The organism is Streptomyces sp. NPDC058326, assembly GCF_042879855.1.
Taxonomy (GTDB): Bacteria; Actinomycetota; Actinomycetes; order Streptomycetales; family Streptomycetaceae; genus Streptomyces.
Window position 1 is genome coordinate 65,328 of record NZ_JBHVZO010000018.1, and the last position, 20,178, is coordinate 85,505.

Annotated in this window: 22 protein-coding genes and 1 pseudogene; 8 read left to right on the forward strand and 15 right to left on the reverse strand. The window is 71.1% G+C overall.

Features of this window, described 5'->3' with window-relative positions; all coding sequences use genetic code 11:
* Positions 1–2 precede the first annotated feature (2 nt).
* On the forward strand, positions 3–1,343 hold the full coding sequence (locus tag ACFVYX_RS27960; protein WP_389684258.1) for a nicotinate phosphoribosyltransferase: 1,341 nt from the start codon (positions 3–5) through the stop codon (positions 1,341–1,343).
* Positions 1,340–1,942, forward strand: coding sequence for a CBS domain-containing protein (locus ACFVYX_RS27965; RefSeq protein WP_389684259.1), 603 nt, complete (start codon positions 1,340–1,342; stop codon positions 1,940–1,942). Before ACFVYX_RS27960 ends, ACFVYX_RS27965 begins: the two co-directional genes overlap by 4 nt.
* A 16-nt stretch (positions 1,943–1,958) precedes the next feature.
* On the opposite strand, the gene ACFVYX_RS27970 is transcribed toward ACFVYX_RS27965, so the two are convergent.
* The gene (locus tag ACFVYX_RS27970) at positions 1,959–2,972 is read right to left on the reverse strand and encodes a universal stress protein (RefSeq protein WP_389684260.1); all 1,014 of its coding nucleotides are present in this window, start codon (positions 2,970–2,972) and stop codon (positions 1,959–1,961) included.
* Positions 2,973–3,267: 295 nt separating this feature from the next.
* Between ACFVYX_RS27970 and ACFVYX_RS27975 the strand changes: the two genes are divergently transcribed.
* A complete protein-coding gene (locus ACFVYX_RS27975; protein WP_389684261.1) occupies positions 3,268–3,945 on the forward strand; it encodes a CBS domain-containing protein in 678 nt (225 codons plus the stop codon).
* 204 nt (positions 3,946–4,149) lie between these two features.
* On the opposite strand, the gene ACFVYX_RS27980 is transcribed toward ACFVYX_RS27975, so the two are convergent.
* The 6 genes from ACFVYX_RS27980 to ACFVYX_RS28005 form a co-directional block, all read right to left on the reverse strand.
* The gene (locus tag ACFVYX_RS27980) at positions 4,150–5,001 is read right to left on the reverse strand and encodes a DMT family transporter (protein ID WP_389684262.1); all 852 of its coding nucleotides are present in this window, start codon (positions 4,999–5,001) and stop codon (positions 4,150–4,152) included.
* Positions 5,002–5,081: 80 nt separating this feature from the next.
* Entirely contained in the window at positions 5,082–5,957 is an 876-nt protein-coding gene (locus ACFVYX_RS27985) for a universal stress protein (protein ID WP_389684263.1), read from the reverse strand.
* Positions 5,958–6,282: 325 nt separating this feature from the next.
* A complete protein-coding gene (locus ACFVYX_RS27990; protein ID WP_389684264.1) occupies positions 6,283–6,912 on the reverse strand; it encodes a DUF305 domain-containing protein in 630 nt (209 codons plus the stop codon).
* A gap of 252 nt (positions 6,913–7,164) precedes the next feature.
* Positions 7,165–7,593 (reverse strand): Hsp20/alpha crystallin family protein, encoded by a 429-nt coding sequence (locus tag ACFVYX_RS27995; RefSeq protein WP_389684265.1) that lies wholly within the window; start codon positions 7,591–7,593, stop codon positions 7,165–7,167.
* Positions 7,594–7,859: 266 nt separating this feature from the next.
* Entirely contained in the window at positions 7,860–8,612 is a 753-nt protein-coding gene (locus tag ACFVYX_RS28000) for an SDR family NAD(P)-dependent oxidoreductase (protein WP_389684266.1), read from the reverse strand.
* 587 nt (positions 8,613–9,199) lie between these two features.
* Positions 9,200–9,586 carry a DUF302 domain-containing protein gene (locus tag ACFVYX_RS28005; protein ID WP_389684267.1) on the reverse strand — a complete coding sequence of 129 codons (387 nt, stop codon included), beginning with the start codon at positions 9,584–9,586 and terminating at the stop codon, positions 9,200–9,202.
* Positions 9,587–9,762: 176 nt separating this feature from the next.
* On the opposite strand from ACFVYX_RS28005, the gene ACFVYX_RS28010 reads away from it, so the two are divergent.
* From ACFVYX_RS28010 to ACFVYX_RS28020, 3 genes are read left to right on the forward strand one after another with little or no spacing between them, the layout of a single operon-like run.
* Positions 9,763–11,139: a rhodanese-like domain-containing protein gene (locus tag ACFVYX_RS28010; protein ID WP_389684268.1), complete on the forward strand. Its 1,377-nt coding sequence runs from the start codon at positions 9,763–9,765 to the stop codon at positions 11,137–11,139.
* Between the two features lie 38 nt (positions 11,140–11,177).
* Complete coding sequence (locus ACFVYX_RS28015; RefSeq protein ID WP_389684269.1) at positions 11,178–11,540, forward strand: rhodanese-like domain-containing protein; 363 nt, start codon at positions 11,178–11,180, stop codon at positions 11,538–11,540.
* Positions 11,537–12,286: a sulfite exporter TauE/SafE family protein gene (locus ACFVYX_RS28020; RefSeq protein ID WP_389684270.1), complete on the forward strand. Its 750-nt coding sequence runs from the start codon at positions 11,537–11,539 to the stop codon at positions 12,284–12,286. Before ACFVYX_RS28015 ends, ACFVYX_RS28020 begins: the two co-directional genes overlap by 4 nt.
* Positions 12,287–12,327: 41 nt before the next feature.
* Here ACFVYX_RS28020 and ACFVYX_RS28025 read toward each other — a convergent pair whose 3' ends face one another.
* The gene (locus ACFVYX_RS28025; protein WP_389684271.1) at positions 12,328–12,609 is read right to left on the reverse strand and encodes a metal-sensitive transcriptional regulator; all 282 of its coding nucleotides are present in this window, start codon (positions 12,607–12,609) and stop codon (positions 12,328–12,330) included.
* Positions 12,610–12,685: 76 nt separating this feature from the next.
* Here ACFVYX_RS28025 and ACFVYX_RS28030 point away from each other — a divergent pair, with 76 nt between their 5' ends.
* Both ACFVYX_RS28030 and ACFVYX_RS28035 read left to right on the forward strand, forming a co-directional pair.
* Positions 12,686–13,252 (forward strand): rhodanese-like domain-containing protein, encoded by a 567-nt coding sequence (locus ACFVYX_RS28030; protein WP_389684272.1) that lies wholly within the window; start codon positions 12,686–12,688, stop codon positions 13,250–13,252.
* A 176-nt stretch (positions 13,253–13,428) separates the two neighbouring features.
* Positions 13,429–13,722, forward strand: a pseudogene (locus ACFVYX_RS28035) (DUF4389 domain-containing protein); the annotation flags it as partial.
* Here ACFVYX_RS28035 and ACFVYX_RS28040 read toward each other — a convergent pair.
* From ACFVYX_RS28040 to ACFVYX_RS28070, 7 genes are all read right to left on the reverse strand, one after another.
* The gene (locus ACFVYX_RS28040; RefSeq protein WP_389684273.1) at positions 13,653–15,278 is read right to left on the reverse strand and encodes a cation-translocating P-type ATPase; all 1,626 of its coding nucleotides are present in this window, start codon (positions 15,276–15,278) and stop codon (positions 13,653–13,655) included. The pseudogene ACFVYX_RS28035 and the gene ACFVYX_RS28040 overlap by 70 nt on opposite strands.
* Positions 15,235–16,407: an HAD-IC family P-type ATPase gene (locus ACFVYX_RS28045; protein ID WP_389684274.1), complete on the reverse strand. Its 1,173-nt coding sequence runs from the start codon at positions 16,405–16,407 to the stop codon at positions 15,235–15,237. The genes ACFVYX_RS28040 and ACFVYX_RS28045 overlap by 44 nt, the downstream gene beginning before the upstream one ends.
* The gene (locus ACFVYX_RS28050) at positions 16,400–16,993 is read right to left on the reverse strand and encodes a hypothetical protein (RefSeq protein WP_389684275.1); all 594 of its coding nucleotides are present in this window, start codon (positions 16,991–16,993) and stop codon (positions 16,400–16,402) included. The genes ACFVYX_RS28045 and ACFVYX_RS28050 overlap by 8 nt, the downstream gene beginning before the upstream one ends.
* Positions 16,994–17,041: 48 nt before the next feature.
* Positions 17,042–17,545 carry a flavodoxin domain-containing protein gene (locus ACFVYX_RS28055; protein ID WP_389684276.1) on the reverse strand — a complete coding sequence of 168 codons (504 nt, stop codon included), beginning with the start codon at positions 17,543–17,545 and terminating at the stop codon, positions 17,042–17,044.
* Positions 17,542–17,988 (reverse strand): Hsp20/alpha crystallin family protein, encoded by a 447-nt coding sequence (locus ACFVYX_RS28060; RefSeq protein WP_389684277.1) that lies wholly within the window; start codon positions 17,986–17,988, stop codon positions 17,542–17,544. The genes ACFVYX_RS28055 and ACFVYX_RS28060 overlap by 4 nt, the downstream gene beginning before the upstream one ends.
* A gap of 257 nt (positions 17,989–18,245) precedes the next feature.
* Positions 18,246–19,166 carry a universal stress protein gene (locus ACFVYX_RS28065; RefSeq protein ID WP_389684278.1) on the reverse strand — a complete coding sequence of 307 codons (921 nt, stop codon included), beginning with the start codon at positions 19,164–19,166 and terminating at the stop codon, positions 18,246–18,248.
* A complete protein-coding gene (locus ACFVYX_RS28070; protein ID WP_389684279.1) occupies positions 19,163–20,068 on the reverse strand; it encodes a universal stress protein in 906 nt (301 codons plus the stop codon). Before ACFVYX_RS28070 ends, ACFVYX_RS28065 begins: the two co-directional genes overlap by 4 nt.
* Between the last annotated feature and the right edge of the window lie 110 nt (positions 20,069–20,178).

Here is a 20,178-nt window from a genome sequence, read left to right on the forward strand (position 1 = left end):
CCATGTCCGAGGTGACTGCGACCGACCTCTACGAGGTCACGATGGCGCTCTCGTACCTGCGTGAGGACATGCGGGCACCGGCCACCTTCGGCCTCTTCGCCAGGGCCCTTCCGCCGGGCCGTGGATTCCTCGTCGCCGCGGGGCTCGAACCGGCCCTGGACTACCTCTCACGCTTCCGCGTGAGCCACACGGATGTCGAGGAGTTCGCCGAGGTGCTGCGGCGGCCGGTCGAGGATCTCGAACCGCTGCGCGGGCTGTCGTTCGACGGGCTGGTCCGCGCCGTGCCCGAAGGGCGCCTCGTCTTCGCCGGCGAGCCGCTCATGGAGGTCACCGCATCACTGCCGCAGGCACAGCTCGTGGAGACGTACCTGCTGTCCCTCCTGTGCCATCAGACGGCTGTCGCCTCCAAAGCGGCCCGGTGCGTCCTTGCCGCCGGCGGGCGGCCCCTCGTGGACTTCTCCCTGCGCCGCACGCACGGGCCCGAGGCAGGCATGCAGGCGGCACGACTCTGCGCGCTCGTCGGCTTCACCGGCACCAGCAACGTCGCCGCCGCCCACCGGTACGGCATCCCCGCCGCCGGAACCATGGCCCATTCGTACGTCGAGACCTTCTTTTCCGAGGAACAGGCGTTCCGGGCTTTCGCCCGTAGCCATCCCGGCCCGGTGACCTTCTTGGTCGACACCTACGACACCGGCCATGGTGTCGCCACCGCGGCCCGCGTGTTCGAAGACCTGGGGCTCGGGCCAGGGTGCGGGATCCGTCTGGACAGCGGGGATCTGGACGCGCTGGCTCGCCGGGCCCGTACCGCCCTTGACGAGGCGGGGCTGGGAGCCGTACGCATCATCGCGAGCGGTGGTCTGGACGAATACGGCGTCGACCGGCTCGTACGCATGGGGGCACCGATCGACGTGTTCGCCGTCGGGACGAAGGTCGGCACGGCCGCCGACGCCCCTTACCTTGACACCGCGTACAAGCTGGTCCAGTACGACGACCGCCCCGTCATGAAGCTCTCCTCCGCGAAGGTATCGGCCCCCGGCCGGAAGCAGGTCTTCCGATTCGCCGGTCTCCATGACGTCATCGGCCTCGCGGACGAGGAACTGCCGGTGGGTTCGGAACCCCTGCTGCGCACCGTGATGCGCGACGGGCGGCGTACGGGGCCGCACGACAGCCTGACTGCCGCCCGGGCCCGCTTCGAGGCCGACATCGCGAACCTGCCGGACGAGGCCAGAAGCATCGAGCACCCGGTGCCGCACCGGCCCGCGGTGTCAGCGCGGCTGGCGGCCTTGACCGCCTCCGTACGCCATCGGATCGAGGACCGCATACGGGAAGGTGAGGAGCCATGAGGCACCGCAGCGTCGCGGATCTGATGACGCCGACGGCGATCAGCGTCGTCCCGGGCACGACGTTCAAGGAGATCGCACAGCTCCTGGACGAGTTCGACATCACCGCGGTGTGCGTGGTGGACGACTCGAACCGGCCTGTGGGAGTCGTCTCCGAGGCAGACCTGGTGCGCCGCCATGCCGCCGGCAGTCGGCTGGACACAGCCGGTGCGCTCATGTCGAGTCCGGCCGTCGTCGCCCGTCCTGAGTGGAGCGTGGTCCGAGCCGCGCGCGTGATGGACCGGGCCGGGGTCAAGCGCCTGCCCGTCGTCGATGCGGAGGGGCGGCTCGTGGGCGTCCTCAGCCGCAGCGACCTCATTCAACTGTTTCTGCGCAGGGACCGGGCGATCCAGGAGGAGATCGTCGAAGACGTGATCACTCACACGCTCAGGCTGAGCCCGTCCGCCCTGTCGGTCCAGGTGGAGGACGGCCGGGTCACGCTCAGTGGCACGCTGCCGCGCCGCGGCCTCGTGCCGGTACTGCTCAGACTCTGCAACAGCGTCGACGGTGTCGTGGGAGTCGTCGACCGACTCTCGTACGAGGAGGAGCCGCCGAGGAACTGACGATCCCGCGCGTCGTTCAGTTCTCCTCGAGCCGGGTGGCGTAGGCGGGCGGGACTATCTCCACCGGACAGTGAGCATGGTGGAGCAGGACGTGGGCGACGCGCCCCAGGGAGGGACCTGCACCCAGAACACGGTGTTCCCTGCCCATCACGAGCAGATCGGTGTGGGCACTCGCCTCCACCAGGAGCCCGGGTGTGCTCGTGCCCGTCTCGACATGATGTTTGACGATGAGCCGAGGATAGAAGTCCAGCACGCGGTCGGCGAGCGCCCTGATCTCGTTCACGCGCTGCCGCGCGATCCCTTCAGGATCGTCCAGCGTGGTCGCGACGCGGCCGAGATGGGTGAGCACGTTCCAGACGCTCACCAGTCTCAGCACCGACGTTCGAGCGTCCGCCTCGGCCGCCGCGACAAGCAGCCAGCCGGTATCCGAGGCGCCACGTACGGCCGCCGTCACCGAGCCCGTATCTGAGCGGTCGGTGTCACCGCGGACGACGATGACGGGCACCTCGGCGCGGGCTGCCACCCCCAGACCGACGGAACCGAGCATGAGGGTGGAGAAGCCACCGAGGCCCCGGTTGCCCACCACGATCGTGCCGCGGCGGCCCGCGGCCGCCCGGAGGCCTGCGACCGGCTCCTGTCGGCTGAGTTCCTTTGTGACGGCGAGGTCCGGGAAGAGGTAATGGACCGCACTCGCGGTTTCGTTCAACAGGTCACGACCCGCTGCACGTACCGCCTGGAGCGTCTCGGCATCGGCGAAGAGGGCCCGGCGGTCGCTGTCGGCGGCGTGGACGATGTGCAGGGTCCGCCCCCGTCGGTCCGCCTCAGCGGCGGCCCAGAGCACGGCCGTGCGTGCTGAGAGGGAGCCGTCGACTCCTACGACGATGTCGCCGAGCTCCGGTCGAGTGGGTATCTCACTGGTCATGGCTCCTCCTCCGGTGTTCGCCCGGCGCTCGGGAGCGCGTCCCGAGGGGGACACCTCCCACCCTGGCACCGCGGTGAGCCTCCTCGGGATGGGCTGTTCGGCCCCCATCGAGATCCTGCCGGCCCTCTACCGGGGGGGGGGGGACCGGTCCCCGACCTCACGTGCGCGATGGCTTCTACGACCCGGACCGCATGGGGACAGAGAGGACACGACACGTGCGACACGCGACGACCGCCCAGGTCACCGTGGGTCCGGTGCTCATGCCTTCGGCCATGCGTGCCGGTCGACCGCCCGTCACGGGGCCGATCGTCCCAGAAGGGGACCGTTCGGCACTGCCCGAGGGGCGGCTGCGCGCAGCAGGGTGAGATCTACCGGGCCCCGCATCCCGTAAAGGAGAACCGTCATGCAGCACCGTACGGTTTTCGAGGTGATGACCCGAAACGTGGTCACCGCCGACCCACAGACCCCGTTCAAGCAGGTCGCCCGGCTCCTCGCCGAACACGACATCTCCGCGGTCCCGGTCGTCGACCCCGACCGGCACCTGATCGGCATGGTCTCGGAGGCCGACCTCCTGCGGGCGACCGCCGAGCTTCCTGAGCTGGAGGGCCGTTGGGCGGGTGTCCGGCTGCTGTCCCAGGAGCGGGGGCTGCCCGACGCGGAGACAGCCGCTCAGCTGATGACCTCACCGGCTGTCACGGCGCAACCCGATTGGGACATCGCCGAGACGGCCCGGACGATGCACCGCAAGGGGGTGAAACGGCTTCCCGTCACCGATGAGACCGGTCGGCTGGTCGGGATCATCAGCCGCAGCGACCTGCTGCGTCCCTTCCTGCGCAGCGACACCGCGATCCGTGACGAGATCGAGCACGATGTCCTGACCGACACTCTGCGCCTTGCTCCGGACACCCTCCATGTGACTGTCGACGACGGAGTCGTCAGCCTCGCCGGCCGGGTCGACGAGCGCGCGGACATCCCCGTCATCGCACGGCTCTGCCGCTCGGTCGACGGAGTGGTCGCCCTGCACGAGTCGATCGAGTACGCCTATGACAACCTCGCGCTCGACGTGGAGCCACCGCGATGAACGCCCGGCCGGTGGCGCCGGTCGTGCCCGACCCCGACGGCGCCAGGTCACGCTCGTCGCACACTGCAGTTGACGTCGCCGACAGAGCCGCAGCGGCTCCATCGGCGCGTGAACCGGCCACTGGAAGCCCCAGGCAAGCGTCTGCCGACAAGGCCGGACAGCCAACCGTCCGGCAGGTCGGACTGTGTGCGACGGGCCGTGACATCATTCCTCCGCCAACGGCGACCGGCCCAGGAGCACGATGCCGGTCACGGCCGCCCCTGCCCCCACCATCTGCACCGTCAGCGCCCAGGTGGTGAGGGCGAGCTGTTCGCCGAAGACGGCTACGCCGATGGCCACGGCACCGATCGGTTCGAGCGTGTCGATGATGGGCAGAGCGATGGCCAGGGAACCCGCCTGGAAGGCACTCTGCGACAGGACGAGACTCGTCACCCCGACGGTCATCAGAGCGTACGGCTCCCAGTGGAAAAGTATGCCGAGGCCGTCTGCTCTGATCCGACCGGCTGTGCTCTTGGTCAGGCCGTCGAGAAGAGCCAGCATCAGTGCCGCGCAAACGGCGTACGAGGCCGTGCGCACCCGCCCCGGCACTCGAGCTCCCAGGGGAGCCAGCAGGAGCACCACGCCGGTGAAGACCGCCAACGACGGCACCCAGTCACGCACCGTCGCGACGGAGTCGGAGGAAGACGAAGGGAGGGCCGTCAGGAACACAGCCACTCCTCCTGCCGTGCAGACCATCCCAGCCGCCTCGACACGGGTCAGCGGCTCCCTGCGCCGCCAGGCCAGCAGCGGCAAGGCGAAGAGGAGATCCATCGCCGCCAGCGGCAGCACCAGGACCAACGGCCCGAAGGCCAGCGCGAGGGCCAGGAACGCGAACGAGACGATGGACAGCGCGGTCCCCGCCACCCACATCGGTCGACGGGCCAGGTCGACGAGAAGCCGAAGACGTAGCGCCTTCCGTGTGGAGGCCCGTCGCGCCGCCTGGTGTTGAAGTACCGACCCGACACCGAAGCACAGAGCGGACAGCAGAGCGCCCAGCACCGCCACCGCTGTGTTCATGGACTCAGGATCCCCACCATTCCGCTGCGGTTCGGCTCCGACACGCGAGGTGGCGCCGGAGCGGCACGCGGGCGCCCACGTCAGTCATGACTGATGACAGCCACGGGCACGGCGCAGTGGTGAATGACCGCGTGGGTGACGGGCCCTATGTGCGTGCCGAGAGACGCCCTTCGCACCCGTCGGCCGACCACCACCAATCCCGCCTCCTGGGCGCAGTCCAACAGCAGTTGGGCGGGGCCACCGACGCGGGATCGCTCCCCTAGTTCCACCGAAGGGAACCTCTGCCGCCACGGCTTCAGGCCCTCCGTGAGACGCCGCCTCATGTCCGGGCCCATCTCTCGCTCGGCTGCCACAAGTGCCGAGGCGTCGCGGACCACGGGCGGAATCCTCCATCCGTACAGCGCGAGCACTCGACCGCCACGCACTGCGGCCTCCTGGAAGGCGAAGTCGACAAGCGGGGCGAAGAACTGGTCGAGGTCCACACCGACGACGACGGTGCGCGACGCAGAGGAGTGCGCAGCCTGCTCCGGGGCGTCTGGGCCGGGTGCCCGTACGAACACGACCGGTCGCTCCGTGGCATGGAGCGTCACCATGCCGACCGACCCGAGCAGGAACCCTTTGACCCCGCTCAGCCCCCGCGAGCCGAGGACAAGGAGACCCGCATCAGCCCCCTCCTCGGCGAGGACCTCGGCAGGCTGTCCGGACAGATGCCGGGCCTCGATCTCCAGAGAGGGGTGCTCTCGCCGTACTGTCTCGACGGTCACGGCCAACAGGTTCTCGGCCCAGAGGCGCGGCGCTTCGGAAGCGCTGTGCGGTACGTCCGCCCCATTCGGCGCCGGGTCCACGTAGACGACACGCAGTGGCACACCACGAAGCACCGATTCCCGCGCGGCCCATTCGGCCGCCGCAACACACTCGGGCGCCCCGTCCACACCGACGGTCACCGGACGGATCACGCGGCGCCTCCCTTCGGTCAGGGGGTGCGGCTCCGGCTCGCCGGCCGGGGGCTCGGGACTCGCGACGAGGGTCTGATCGCGGGGACTCCGCTCGCCCCGAGATATCCAGTATGCCCATGCGCCCTCCCTGGCGGCACGTCAGGCCCGTCACCGTGTACGCCTCGGGGTTGGGGGGAACAGGCCGTCGTGCCCCGGTCCAGTGAGGCCACTCCCCTCCGCTGACCGGGGCCGTCGGGACCCGCCGGGGTGCGCTGCTGCGACTGCCTGAGATGGCGGTCACGGAGCACGCCCGCTGACGGCGTAAACACTGTCGCCTGCCTCGGCGTCAGTTCGCGCCGAGCATCTCCCGCATGTGCGTGATCTCCGCCTTCTGGACGGTGATGATGTCGTCGGCCAGGTCCTTGGCCGGACCGTAGGCGCCTTCCTTCTTCTCGGTCTCGGCCATGTCGACGGCGCCTTCATGATGCTTGATCATCTGAGTGAGGAACATGGTGTCGAAGGCTGTGCCGGAGGCACCTCGCATGTCGTCCATCTGCTGGTCGCTCATCATGCCGGGCATGGACGAGGCGTCGCTGTGGTCCATCCCGTCCATGCCGTCCGTGCCCTGAGGGACCTCTTCGCCCCAGGCCCTCAGCCAGGCGGACATGGTCGCGATCTCGGGTTCCTGGGCCTTCTTGATCTTCTCGGCGAGGGCCTTGACGTCGCTGGAGGAGGCTCGGGTCTCGGCCATGTCGGCCATCATGACGGCCTGGCGGTGGTGCGGGATCATGCCCTGTGCGAAGTCGACGTCCGCCTGGTTGTGCTCGCCTGCCGGGACGGAGACGGACGTGGTGGGGCTGGGAGAGGTGGTGGCCGAGCCGTTGCCGTCGTCACCACAGCCGGCCAGGAAGAGCGCAGAGGCGGCGAGGGCGGCGGCCACGGCGGTACGGCGGTGCAGGGAGCGGGTGGCCTTCATGCGGTGGCTCCTCGGATCGAAGGGGATCAGGACATACCTGTATGCGCTGGACAGCCCGTGTCGGCGGGCGCCACGCCGCAGAGGCGTCCGCCGGCCATGACGGCCGCCTGGTGCCGGCCGGGGTGACGGTGTGGCGGAACAGTGCGGCGGAGGGCTGAGTCGGGCCAGCCCGGCCAGGGCGACCCCCGTCTCCCACCCGATGGACGCAAAGGTGCACAGCCGAAAGACGGATCGGCCGCGCACCGCCGCGGTTCACGTCGCGCCCACGCTCAGAGGTTCTCGCATCGACCTGGCCCTCACACCGGTCTTCACCTCCAGCACCGGCATGGTGATGGTCAGGACACCTTGCTCGTACTCGGCCGTCGCCTCGTCGCTCATGGCCCCCGCCGGCAACGGGGTGAAGTAGCCGTACCGGAATTCCGCGCGCCCCCGCCTGGTGATCTCCTCGCTGCGCCCGGCACGGAGGGTCACGCGCCCTTCCGTGACCGTGACCTCGATGTCCTCGGCGTCGACCCCCGGAAGCTCGGCCTGCAGCACGTACCGCCCGTCCGCCAGGCGTTCTTCGACGTGGACCCCGTGCCTTGCCGAAATTTCGTCCAGTACGGGATATCCCGCCTCCGCCCAGGCCGACTGGTCGGGCGGTGTGGGCCGACCGAGAAGCCGCTCAGTCGTGCCGGTCATCTCCAACGCCTCCTTCTTCCTCGCTTCCAGGGTCACCTGCGGAGCTCCGAGGCACATGGGCCGACCGGACCCCTTGCACGGGCCGGTCGGCACTATCAGCCGACCCACGTCAGGCGGACACGGAAGCCGTGCGCCACGCCGAGCTGCGTGGGCCAAGGATCAGGAACCCACGGCCTGACAGCGCCGTCCGGTTCCCGGGCCCTGACGCCGACCGGAAGGGCCGCGCTTCCGAGAAGGCCCGGCCCCGTGCCGCTCGCCGCCTGCGCTCATTCCTCCGGTGCCGCGAGCATCATGCTGCCGGTCGTGGCTCCGCCATCGACCACGAACTCCGAACCCGTGGAGTAGGTCGCCTCGGCCGCCAGGAACACCGCCATCCGGGCCACCTCCTCGGGCGTGCCGAAACGCGGGATCGGCTGATCCGCGGTGATCGTGTCGTCCATACCAGCGGTCATGGGCGTGCTGATCGGACCGGGGTGGATGGAGCAGACCCGGATGCCGTCGGCGGCCAGGTCCAGCGCGGCGGCCTTCGTCAGCCCTCGCAGACCCCACTTGCTCGCGACGTACGCTCCGAGACCGGCGTAGCCCATCAGGCCCGCCGTCGACGACACGTTCAGGATCACTCCGCCCCCCGCCCGGCGCATCGACGGTGCCACGGCCCGCATCCCCAGCCAGGGCCCGATGAGATTGACGTCGAGAACATGCCGGAAGGTCCGTGGGTCCGTTTTCTCGATCGACCCGAACTCGACGATTCCCGCGTTGTTGACGAGAAGCGAGACGGGGCCGAACCGCTGCTCGGCCTCGGCCAGCACGGCGGCCCAGTCTGCCTCGCTCGTCACGTCGGCCACGCAGAACCGAGCCGCCGCCGCGCCCACCTTCTCCTCAAGGGCACGGCCCTCCTCTTCCAGCACGTCGGTGAGGACGACCGACGCCCCCTCGTCCACGAAGGCGTGCACCACTGCCTCGCCGATACCGCGAGCCCCTCCCGTGACCAGGGCGACCTGTCCGTCCAGGCTCTTCATCTCGGGCTCCTTCCCACACGGGCCCGTGTGCTCCAGGCCCACACTCGACACTGGCACCGCTTCCGGCCGGGCGACATGAGCCGGACGGACCGGAACAGGGGCCGACCGGTCCCCATCGCAGCTGCGAACCAGCTCCCGGCCGCCCACCAATGCCGACGGAGGGTGATCCTCAGAGGGGCGCGCGGGTCCCACTCGGGATGGTGGGCCGGCTCAGATGACGAGCTGTGAGGAAGTGATCTGCACTGGTCCCGGCGCGTGTCGTACTACTCGTACGGCGCCCTCGGAACCGACCGCTACTCACCCGCCCATGGGGACCAGCGGTACAGCCGTTGGCGCTAAGCACTTGATCGCGGCTGTCATCTGCGGGGCTCGGTGTTCGGGTGGGCTGGGATTTGAGCCGTTCGCGGAGGTCGATCTCCTCAGCGGTGAGCGGGTCCTCGGGCCGACGGATGCGTACGGGCTTGGGCCGCAGAGGCACCCCGTCGTCCACCGCGGCGGCCTCGGCTTCTGCGAGGGCCCGGTAGAGCGAAGCGACCTCTCACAGATGTGTATGTGTGAGAGGCGCACTCCCGCCCGGCGCGGGCGGGTCAGGTGAGGGAGACCAGGGCGGCATCCAGCCGGGCTGCGGCATCGGTGGCGACGGGCTCCAGTGCGGGCAGGCCGGTGAGGGTGACCATGGTGCTCGGGTCGAGGGCCTGGACGGCTGTCCGGTCGCCGTCGCGGCGGACGACGACGTTGCAGGGTAGGAGCAGGCCGATGCTGCGGTCGGCTTCCAGAGCCTGGTGGGCGAGCGGCGGGTTGCAGGCGCCGAGGATCAGGTAGTCCTCCATGTCGTGGCCGAGCTTGGCTTTGAGTGTGGCCTTGACGTCGATCTCGGTGAGGATGCCGAAGCCCTGGTCGGCCAGGGCCTTGCGTACGGCGGTGACGGTGGTGTCGAAGTCGGCGTCGAGGCGGACGGTGCGGTCATAGGACACGGATACTCCCCATTGGTGTGGAACGACTGATTCCTCTATACCCCACCGGGTACCCGCACATGGTGAGGCGATGTCCGACGGTGGCACCCTCTGCCTCCGGAATACCCCCGGGGGTACCCCTGTTAGGGTGAGTATCCGATACCCCCCGGGGTACACCGTTCGTGAGGAGTTGAGTCGTGTTCTTCGTCGACACCCTGGAATTCGAGGGCCTGGGCAACCGCAGCTACCTGGCCGGCGGACCGAGCGCCGCGGTAGTCATCGACCCGCCGCGCGACATCGACCAGGTCATCGCCGCGGCGGCCCGGCGCGGGGTGCGGATCGCTTTCGTGGCCGAGACCCACTTGCACAACGACTACGTCACCGGCGGCCTGGAGCTGGCCCGGGTGACCGGCGCCGCCTACCTGGTGCCGGTCGGGGCGCATGTGTCCTTCGCCCGCACCCCGGTCGCCGACGGCGACACGGTGACGGTGGACGAGGGCCTGGTGCTGCGGGCGATCGCCACCCCCGGGCACACCCCGCACCACACCTCATACGCCCTTGTCGAGGACGGGCGCGGGGTTGCGGCCTTCACCGGCGGGTCGCTGCTGATCGGGACCGTGGGCCGTCCGGACCTGGTCGAACCGCGGCTGACCGAGCAGCTGGCCCGCGCGCAGCACGCCTCCGCCCACCGTCTGGCCGACGAGCTCGACGACGAGGTGCCGGTGCTGCCCACCCACGGGTTCGGCAGCTTCTGCTCCTCCTCTCAGGCCGAGGGGGATGCGAGCACGATCGGTAAGGAGCGCAAGACCAACGACGCGCTGACCCTGGACGTGGACACCTTCGTCGCGCAGATGCTCACGGGCCTGGACGACGTGCCCGCCTACTACGCGCACATGGGACCGGCCAACGCCGCAGGCCCCGCGCCGGTCGATCTCACCCCGCCGGGGCGTGCGGACGCCGGGGAGATCGCCTCCCGGCTGGCCGCGGGTGAGTGGGTGGTGGACCTGCGCAGCCGTATGGCCTTTGCTGAGGGGCACGTGGCCGGGTCGTTCAACTTCGAGGGCGAGGGCAAACTCGCCACTTACCTGGCCTGGCTGATCCCGTGGGGCAAGCCCGTCACGCTGCTGGCCGACACCCCCGAGCAGATCACCGACGCCCAGCGGGAGCTGGCCCGGGTGGGCATCGACCGCCCGGCCGCCGCCGCCACCGGCGACCCGGCCGGCTGGGTCCGTGAAGGCGAGCAGCTCGCCTCCTTCCCCCGCGCCCGCTTCGCCGACCTCGCCCAGGTGCGTGAGGGCGGCGAGGACGTGGTCGTTTTGGACGTGCGCCGGGATTCCGAGCGCGCGGGCGGCTTCATCGACGGCTCGGTCCACATCCCGATCCACGAGCTGCACGGCCGCATCGGTGAGGTTCCGGACGGGGTGGTGTGGGTGCACTGCGCCGGCGGGATGCGCGCGGCGATCGCCGCCTCCCTGCTGGATGCCGCCGGCCGCGACGTGGTCGCCGTCGACGACGGCTTCGATGCCGCCGGCGAGGCGGGACTGACCCTCACACGCCCCGACCGCACCGGCTGACACGCATCCTCCGCACCATCCGCACGAAGGTGATCAAGATGTTCTCGCTTCTTCGCCGCGGCCCCGGCCGCCTCACCCCCCAGCAGGCCCACCAGCGCACCAGCGACGGCAAGGCCGTGCTGCTGGATGTCCGCGAAACACCGGAGTGGCAGGCCGGGCACGCGCCCGGCGCCCTGCACCTGCCGCTTTCCCGCCTGACGGCCGGGGCATCGCTCCCGGCCTCCGCACAGGGCAGGCCGGTGGTGGCGATCTGCCGCTCCGGTCACCGCTCCCGGCAGGCCGCCAAGCTCCTGGCCGGACGCGGCATCGAGGCCGCCGACGTCACCGGCGGCATGACCGCCTGGGCCAGGGAGGGCCTGCCGGTAACCGGTCGGGGCGGCGGCAGCGGTGTCATAGCGTGAGCGCGCTGATCCTGGCCCTGATCGCCGGGGCCGTTGTCGGACTCGCGCTCGGCGCGCTCGGCGGAGGCGGCAGTGTCCTGGCGGTGCCCGCGCTGATCTACCTGCTCGGCTTCACCCCGGCCGCCGCCACCACCGCCAGCCTGATCATCGTCACCGCCACCTCGCTCACCGCCCTGTACACCCACGCCCGCACCGGTAACGTCCGCTGGAAGGCAGGCGCCCTGTTCGCCGCGGCAGGAATCCTGCCCGCCGCCGCAGCCGGAGCCGCCGCCTCCCGCCTGCCCCAGCCGGTACTGACCGCCGCGTTCGCCGCCATCGCCGCCCTCGCCGCCGTGAAGATGCTGCGCCCCAGCCAGGCGAGCACCGGTCAGACGCCTGCGGTACGGCCGGCGAAAGCCGCCGGGACCGGCGCGGGACTGGGTGCGCTGACCGGGCTGCTCGGGGTCGGAGGAGGCTTCCTCGCCGTCCCCGCCCTGGTCACCGTGCTGGCTTTCGAGATGCAGGCCGCCGTCGGCACCAGCCTGCTGGTCATCTCGGCGAACTCCATGGCCTCCCTGGCCACCCGAGGCGCCACCACCGCCGGCATCGACTGGGCAGTCATCGGCCCCTTCACCGGAGCGGCGATCCTCGGCGCATGGGACGGCAAACGCCTGGCCGCCAAGATCACCGGCACCCTGCTGCAGCGCACCTTCGCCATCGTGCTGCTGGCCGTGGTCGCCTTCATGCTCATCGACGCCGTTACCTGACGCACCAGGCGGGCCGATCAGATGCCGACGGCGCCAGAGCTTCAGGCCAGAGAAAGGAACAGCTTCTCCAGGCGGGCACGCATCTGCTCCCGGTCACCGGAAGCGGCCATGTCCGCATCCGTCAGGCAGTGCTGCAACCCCGTGGCGATGATCGCGAAACCCGCCTTGTCCAGAGCCCGGGACGCCGCAGCCAGCTGCATGACCACGTCCTCGCAGTCCCGCCCCTCCTCGATCATCTTGATCACACCGGCGATCTGGCCCTGCGCCCGGCGCAGCCGGTTGACCACCGTCTTCAGTTCCTCAGCCGCCATCGCCAGTTCCACAACCCACACTCCTTCGAGATACCCCCTTGGGTATCCTACCGAAGGGGTAACCCCAACCGAGCAAAGGAAAATCCCCGTGGCACTCACCACCGCCCTCACCGCCGACCAGGCCAACGCCCGCCTCCACGAGCTGACCGTCATCGACGTCCGCACCCCCGGCGAATACGCCTCCGGCCACCTGCCCGGCGCCCACAACATCCCCCTGGACCACCTCGATACCGCCCTGCCCGCCCTGAAGACCGCCGCCGACCGCGGCGACCTCCTCGTCGTGTGCGCCTCCGGCGCCCGCTCCGCCACCGCCAGCCAGCGCCTGGCCGACCACGGCATCACCGCCGCCACCCTCACCGGCGGAACCACCGCCTGGACGCAGCTCGGCCACGACACCCACCGCCCCTCGGGCACCCGCGCACCCTGGGCCATGGACCGCCAGGTCCGCCTTGCCGCCGGATCCCTCGTCCTGACCGGCCTCCTTGCCGGACAGCGCTGGAGCGCGGCCCGCTGGCTGTCCGCGGGCGTCGCCGGCGGCCTGGTCTTCTCCGCCCTCACCAACACCTGCGGCATGGCCAAGATCCTCGCCAAGCTCCCCCACAACCAGCCCACAGCCGCGGACCTGGACGCCACCCTCGCCGCCCTGACCGACTGACCCCACCAGGACCGAAAGGGAACCGCCCGCAGCGGCACGATGCGCCTTTCGCGGAGGCGGGCGGACGGCCGTCTTGGCGTACACGGTCAGTCCTGCGCACCGTCCTCGTCATCGAGCCCGGCGGCGTCCGGATCGCGCATCGCGCGCAGACCCCTGTCCGCCGGGACAGTGGCGCGGAGTGGTGGCTGCTGGCGATCCCCCACTACCTCATGATCGCCTTCTTCACCGGCGGGCTGCGAGCCGGCTGGTGGACCGGCGGACTGATCAGCCTGCTCGCGCTGATCGCGGCCTTCGCCCTCGCCTTCACCGAGCGTTATCCGCGCGACCTGTTCGCCCTGATCGTCGGGCTGAACCGCTGGGTCCTGCGCGTCGTCGCGTACGCGAGCCTGATGACGGACGTCTATCCGCCGTTCCGGCTCGACCAAGGCGGCACGGAGCGCGGGGCCGAGGCTGACGGCAAGCGCCTCTGACGGCGGCGGCGGGCGCGCCGCAGCTCGTCCGTGCCCCACACCAGCACGGGGAAGGTCAGGACGAGCAGGACGACGTCCAGCGGGAGGCCGGCGGTGCCGAAGAGATGCTGGAGCGGGGGCGCGTAGACGAGGGCGCCGGTGAAGGCGAGCTCGAAGGCGATGCCGGCGAGAAGCAGCGGGTTCGAGAAGACGCCGATGTCGCGGAGCGCCGCGTGGTCGGTGCGGGCGGCGAAGGCTGTGCCGACCTGGCAGGTCACGATGCCGGCGAACGTGGCGGTGGTGGCCGTCACGTACGCGTGGTGGAACGGGCTGCCGACGCCGGTCGGTTCGCCGGGTTGCCAGCCCGCGCGCCACAGTACGTAGAAGTAGCCGGCCATGACGAGGACGGCCGATGTGAGCCCCAGGTACCCCCAGCTGCGGACGAGCATGTCTCGGGAGATCACGCCCTGGTGCGGCGGCCGCGGTGGCCGTTCCATGACGCCGGGTTCGGAGCGTTCCCGGCCGAGGGCGAGGGCGGGCAGAGTCTCGGTTCCCAGGTCGATGGCGAGGATCTGGAGAACGGTGAGCGGCAGCGGGATCGTCCCTGCGGAGAGGGCGAAGACGAGGAAGGGGACGATCTCCGGGGTGGCGTGGGCGAAGATGTAGACGATGAACTTGCGTACGTTGTCGTAGACCCGGCGCCCGGACTCGATCGCCGTCACGATGGTGGTGAAGTCGTCGTCGGTGAGCACCATGGCGGCCGCTTCGCGGGCGACGTCGGTGCCGGAGCGTCCCATCGCCACGCCGATATGGGCACGGTGCAGTGCGGGGGCGTCGTTCACGCCGTCTCCGGTCATGGCGACGATCCGGCCGTGGGCCCGGAGGGTGTCGGCCACCTTGAGTTTCGTCTCGGGCGAGGAGCGGGCGAAGACGATCTCGGCGTCGCCCTCCACCAGCAGCCGGTCCAGCTCGGTGTCGTCCAGCCTTTCGGACGCCGCGACGATCTGGAGACGGGGTACCCCGATGCCGACCTCGCGGGCCACGGCCGCGGCTGTGGCGCCGTTGTCGCCCGTCACGATGTGGACCCTCACACCTGCCTCGTGGCAGCGGCGGACGGCGGCCGCCACTTCGGAGCGCGGCGGGTCGTACAGACCGACGAGACCCAGCAGGGTGAGGGCGGACTCGGCGTCCTGGCGCCGTGCCGGCGGCCGAGCGCCCGGGGGCAGTTCGCGTACGGCCACGGCGAGCACCCGCATGCCGCCCCGGGCCAACGCCTCCGCCGCCGCACGGGCGCTGTCCACGTCGGCCCCTGGCAGCAGCCGCGGCAGCACCGCTTCGGGGGCTCCTTTCACCACGATCCATACGTGACCCGTTCCCGGACGGTCCTGTACCACCGACATCAGCCGCAGCCGGGGATCGAAGCGGAACAGCGCCAGCCGCTGCGTGTCCCGACTTGCGGGGTCCATGGGGACACCCCGCTCGGCGGCCCCGGCGACGAGGGCCGCCTCGGTCGGGTCGCCATGCGGTTCGCCGTCAACGTCCCGGGTGACGGTCGTGCACAACGCGGCCGACCGCACCAATTCCTCGGCCCAAGGGCCGGCTACGGAACCGTGGCCGGGGTGTCCACAGGGCGTGCAGCCGCATTCTGTTACGGGTGAGCGTGCCGGTCTTGTCGGTGCAGATGACGCTCGTGGAGCCGAGGGTCTCCACCGCACTCAGCCGCTTGACCAGGGCACCGCGCCGGGCAAGGGCGCGGACGCCCACGGCGAGGGCCAGCGTGATGGTCGGCAGCAGTCCCTCGGGGACGTTGGCGACGAGCAGTCCGATGGCGAACATCAGCGAGTCGGTCAACGGAAGGCCGACAGCCAGCCCGACGACCAAGAACAGGGCCCCCATTGCGGTGGCCACTCCGGCGATGAGCCAGGCGACCTTCTTGACCTGCCTCTCCAGGGGGCTCGCCTCACGCCGGGTGCGCTGGCTGAGGGCGGCGATCCGGCCGAGCTCCGTGTGGTGCCCCGTGGCGAAGACCACGGCCCGGGCCTGCCCCTCGACGCACGTCGTCCCGCTGAAGACGAGATTCGGCTCGTCAAGGAGCGGCGCTCCGAGAAGCCCGGCCGTCGCCACCCGCTCGGCCGGGACGGACTCCCCGGTGAGCATCGACAGGTCGACTTCGACCCCGCCCTCGGCCACGCGCGCATCGGCGGGAACCTTGTCCCCCTCTTCCAGGACGATCACGTCCCCCGGCACCAGGTCGCGGGCCTCCACCGTGGTCGGATTCCCGTCTCGTACGGCAAGGGCGTGCTCGGGCAGATAGCTCGCGAGAGTCTCCACCGCGCGCTCGGCCTGGCGTTCCTGGAGGAGCGCGAAGGCCGCGTTGACGGCGATGACCGCCAGGATCGCCCACCCGAGGACCGCGAGGTCGGCGACGAAGGCGAGCGTGGCGGCGGCCCAGAGCAGCAGGGCGAGGGGGTGGATCAGCTGACCGGTCAGCTCCCGTGCGAAGGAGGAGCGCGATGTGCGTCGTACCTCGTTCGGCCCGTGGACGGCGAGGCGACGGGCGGCCTCGCGGGAGGAGAGGCCGTCCGCTCCGGTCGCCAGTTCACGGCGCAGCCGGGCCAGGGGCTCGCTGGGGTCGAAGGGAAGCGCCTCGTCCGCCGCCCGAACCCGCGCCTCGGCCCCAGCGTCTCGGCCCACGTGGTCATGCATCGCCGCTCCCCGGATTGGTGCCCCGCCGGAGACGGCCGGACCAGAGAGGCTCGACCTGCTCCCACTCCCGCTCCCAGGCGGCGAGCCGATGTCCTTCGGAGCGCCGTCGGACCAGGGCCAGGACGCCCGCGCCCGAGGCCGCCACGGCTCCGGCAGCGGCCGTGCCGCCGGCGAGCGCGGTCAGCGCGAGGTCGGCGGTGCTGTCGGGAGGGCGGGCAGGCCTGCCGCGATCGTCCACCCAGACGGTCACGGAACGGCCCTGAGGTGTCCCGCGCGGGACCTCGACCTCTCCGGACCTGCCGACGTCATCGGGGTACTGCCAGACCGCCGGTGCCACGGACGGCGGTCCGCCCCCCTGCCGTGATGCGAGGGGCGGATCCTCGGCCCGCCCCGTCGTGGTGGCCTGAACCTGGTGACGGTGGGCGGCGACTTCGCGTGCGGTGCCGGCACCGGCGTTCCACAGCATCGCCGCGGCCACGGCTCCGCAGACCAGCGCGATCACGCAGACGAGGATCAGCCCCGTACGCACGGCGGTTCCCGTCCCGGACACGGCGGGCCGGTGACCCGTGGCCTCCTGGCGGCTCATGTCGCACCTCCGGATGGGAAAGCCCGTCGGATGTCCCGGCGGCGCCGCTCAGCGCGTGGCGCCGAGCTCGCTGCCGATGTGATGGGCCCATTCCTGGATCCGTGCCGGGTTGCGGAAGTCCCCGCCCTTGCCGTGGCGGACCAGAGAGCGGGCGATGCGTCCGGGTGTCTCGGCGGTCACGGCACCGCCGAAGGTGACGTGCTCCCGCGCGCCGAGCTTCTTCATGCGGCGGGCCACGCCGGGTGCCGGAGGGATGTCGTCCTGTTCGGCGGAGCTGTCGACGGGGCCGCTGCTGAACAGCCACAGGGGGCGGTCGCGGAGCTGGTCGGCGTTGCGGCGGGCACAGCGGCGCGCCTTGCCGTTCCAGCGTCCGGCGTACAGGGCCCCGCCGAGCACGACGCCGTCGTAGCCACTGACGTCGGTGACCGTGTCGGCCGGCAGGACGACCGCGTCGAGGCCATCGGCCCGGAGCGTCCTGCCGATCTCGTCGGCGATGCCCGCGGTCGCGCCGTGTTTGCTGCCGTAGGCGACCAGCACGCGCTTGGGATTCATGACGTCTCTCCCCTCTCCACGCGCTTCACCGGGATGGTGCGGGAGGTGGCGGCCTTCTCCTCGGGCATCGGGACACGGATGGTGAGGATGCCGTCCTGGTACGCGGCGTCGACGTCGTCTGCGGGGATCGGCGCCGGGAGGCGTACGGTCCGGCGGAAAGTGCCGTAGCGGAACTCCGAGTGCTCCTTGTCCTCCGAACTTTCGCTGTGCTCCGCGGTCACCGTGATGAGGTTGTCGTCGACGGTGATGGTGACGTCATCGGGGTTCACGCCCGGCAGTTCGGCCCGCAGCACGTACTCACCATCACCACGGGACACCTCCACCGGGATGGAGTGCGCGGCGTCGCCCGGACGCCATCCGGGCAGCCCCGGGAACTCCCGGTTGAACCAGTCGTCGAAGTCGGGGAAGAGGCTGTGCCTGCGTTCCACCTTGTGTCCGGTCATCGTTGCTCCTCATGTGCGGGCCCGGGGCGGGTCCTGCGGATGGATCGGGTGGCGAGTAGCGCTCTCAGTACGGGAGCGGGCGGCCGGAGGGTGTCCGGAGGTCCAGCGGGCGGGGCCGGCGCGGCTGCTGGGGACGGCGGCTGATCCGGGTCTGCTGCATCGCGCTCACTCCTCCGGGGATCCGGACCACGGGTCCGGTTCGGTCTCGCACTCCCACCGTGCCGCCCGGGGCCTGTGGCGCCCCAGTGCCGGGCGGGTCATCCTGCCGGGGCCGGTCGGTCCGTGCGGGACCGGGACCGGTCGGCCCTGGCGGAGGTACCGTCCGTCCCCCCGCCCGCAGCGACGGGAACGGTGATCACGGGGCATTCGGCGTGGTGCAAGAGGCCGTGGACCGTGGAGCCGAGGCGCATGCCGGTGTAGCCCCCGCGGCCCCTGCGTCCGACGACCACCGCGAGTGCCTCCCGGGAGGCGCGGGTGAGTTCCTCGACCGGGTGGCCGCGCACGATCACTTTTTCCACCTCGACGTCCGGGTGGCGTTCCGCGCAGCCGGCGACCGCCTCGGCGAGCAGTCTGCGGCGCTCGGCCAGGCCCTCGTTCTCGTCGCCGCGTGACAGCAGCGGCCGGGGCCACGCCCAGACCGCCACGAGACGTGCCTCGCGCAGGCTCGCTTCCGCCGCCGCGAAGGCCACGGCGGCCCGGCAGTCCTTGCTGCCGTCCACGCCCACGACGATCAGCGGCGGGTGCACGGACGTGTGCTCGGGTTCGCGGATCACGACGACGGGGCAGTCGGCGCGTGCCACCAGCGGGGCCGCCACGGAGCCCTCGCTGAAGACCTCGGCGGCTCTGCCGAGGCGACGGGAACCGACCACGGCGAGGGCCGCCCCCGGTGTCCTGTCGCCCAGCACGGTCGCGGGCACCCCGTGGACGAGTTCCGTCGCGGTCCACAGTCCGTCGTGCAGGTCCCGTACCAGGTCCTCCACGTTGGCCAGCGTGGACTCGGCTCTCATCCGCAAGGCGCTCTGGTGGGCGTCCGCGGCGTACGGGAGTCGGTCGTGGACCGGGGGTACGGCGACGACCAGACGCAGCCGGGCACCTCTGCGTACGGCTTCGTCGGCGGCCCAGACGAGGGCCGGGACGGACAGGTCGCCAGGGTCGATGCCGACCAGGATGTCGCTCATGGCGCCTCCGCACGCGGGGCGTAGGCGGCGGGGACGATCTCGACCGGGCAGTGAGCGTGGTGAATCAGGGCATGCGCCACACGCCCCAGGGTCGGACCCACGCCCAAGGGGCGACGGCCTCGTCCCATGACGAGCAGGTCGGTGCGGGTACTCGCCTCGATGAGGATGCCCGGTGTGCTGGTGCCGGTCTCCACGTGATGGCTGACGATCAGGTCGGGGTGGACCTCGCGGACGCTGTCGGCGAGCGCCTTCACCTCGTGCACGCGCCGCCGTGCGATCTCGTCGAGATCGTCGAGCATGGTCGTGAGACTGCCGACGTGCGTGAGCACGTTCCAGACGCTCACGATGCGCAGGGCCGCCTTGTGCGCGTGGGCCTCGGCGGCGGCGAGCAAGAGCCAGTCCAGGTCCGCGGCCCCGCGTACGGCCGCGGTCACGGTTCCCGTCTGCGGCCACTCGTTCTCCCCACGTACGACGATCACGGGCACGTCCGCGCGGGCCGCGACGCCGAGGCCGACCGAGCCCAGCATGAGGGCGGAGAAGCCGCCCAGCCCCCGGCTGCCCACCACGACCGTCCCCCGGTCGCCTGCGGCCTCAAGGACCCCGGAGACGGAATCCCGGCGGCTGAGCACCCTCGTGACGTCAAGCTCGGGGAAACGTTCCCGGATGGCGGCCGCGGTCTCAATTAGCAGGTCGCGACCCGCTTCCCGTACCGCCTGGATCGTCTCGGCGTCGGTCCAGTAGGCACGCCGGTCGGTGTCCGCGGCGTGCACGAGGTGCAGGGTTCGCCCGCGGCGGTCCGCTTCGGCGGCGGCCCAGAGGGCGGCGGTACGGGCGGAAGGGGACCCGTCGACTCCCACGACGACGTCGCCGAGCCTCGGTGGGGCGGGGACCTCGCTGTTCATGGTTCCTCCTCCGGAGTACGCCACGGGGCCGGGCAGCATGCCCTGGAACGGCACCTCACACGCTGGCACCGTGATGCGTCCAAGGGGATGGGCCGTTCGGCCCCCTTCGG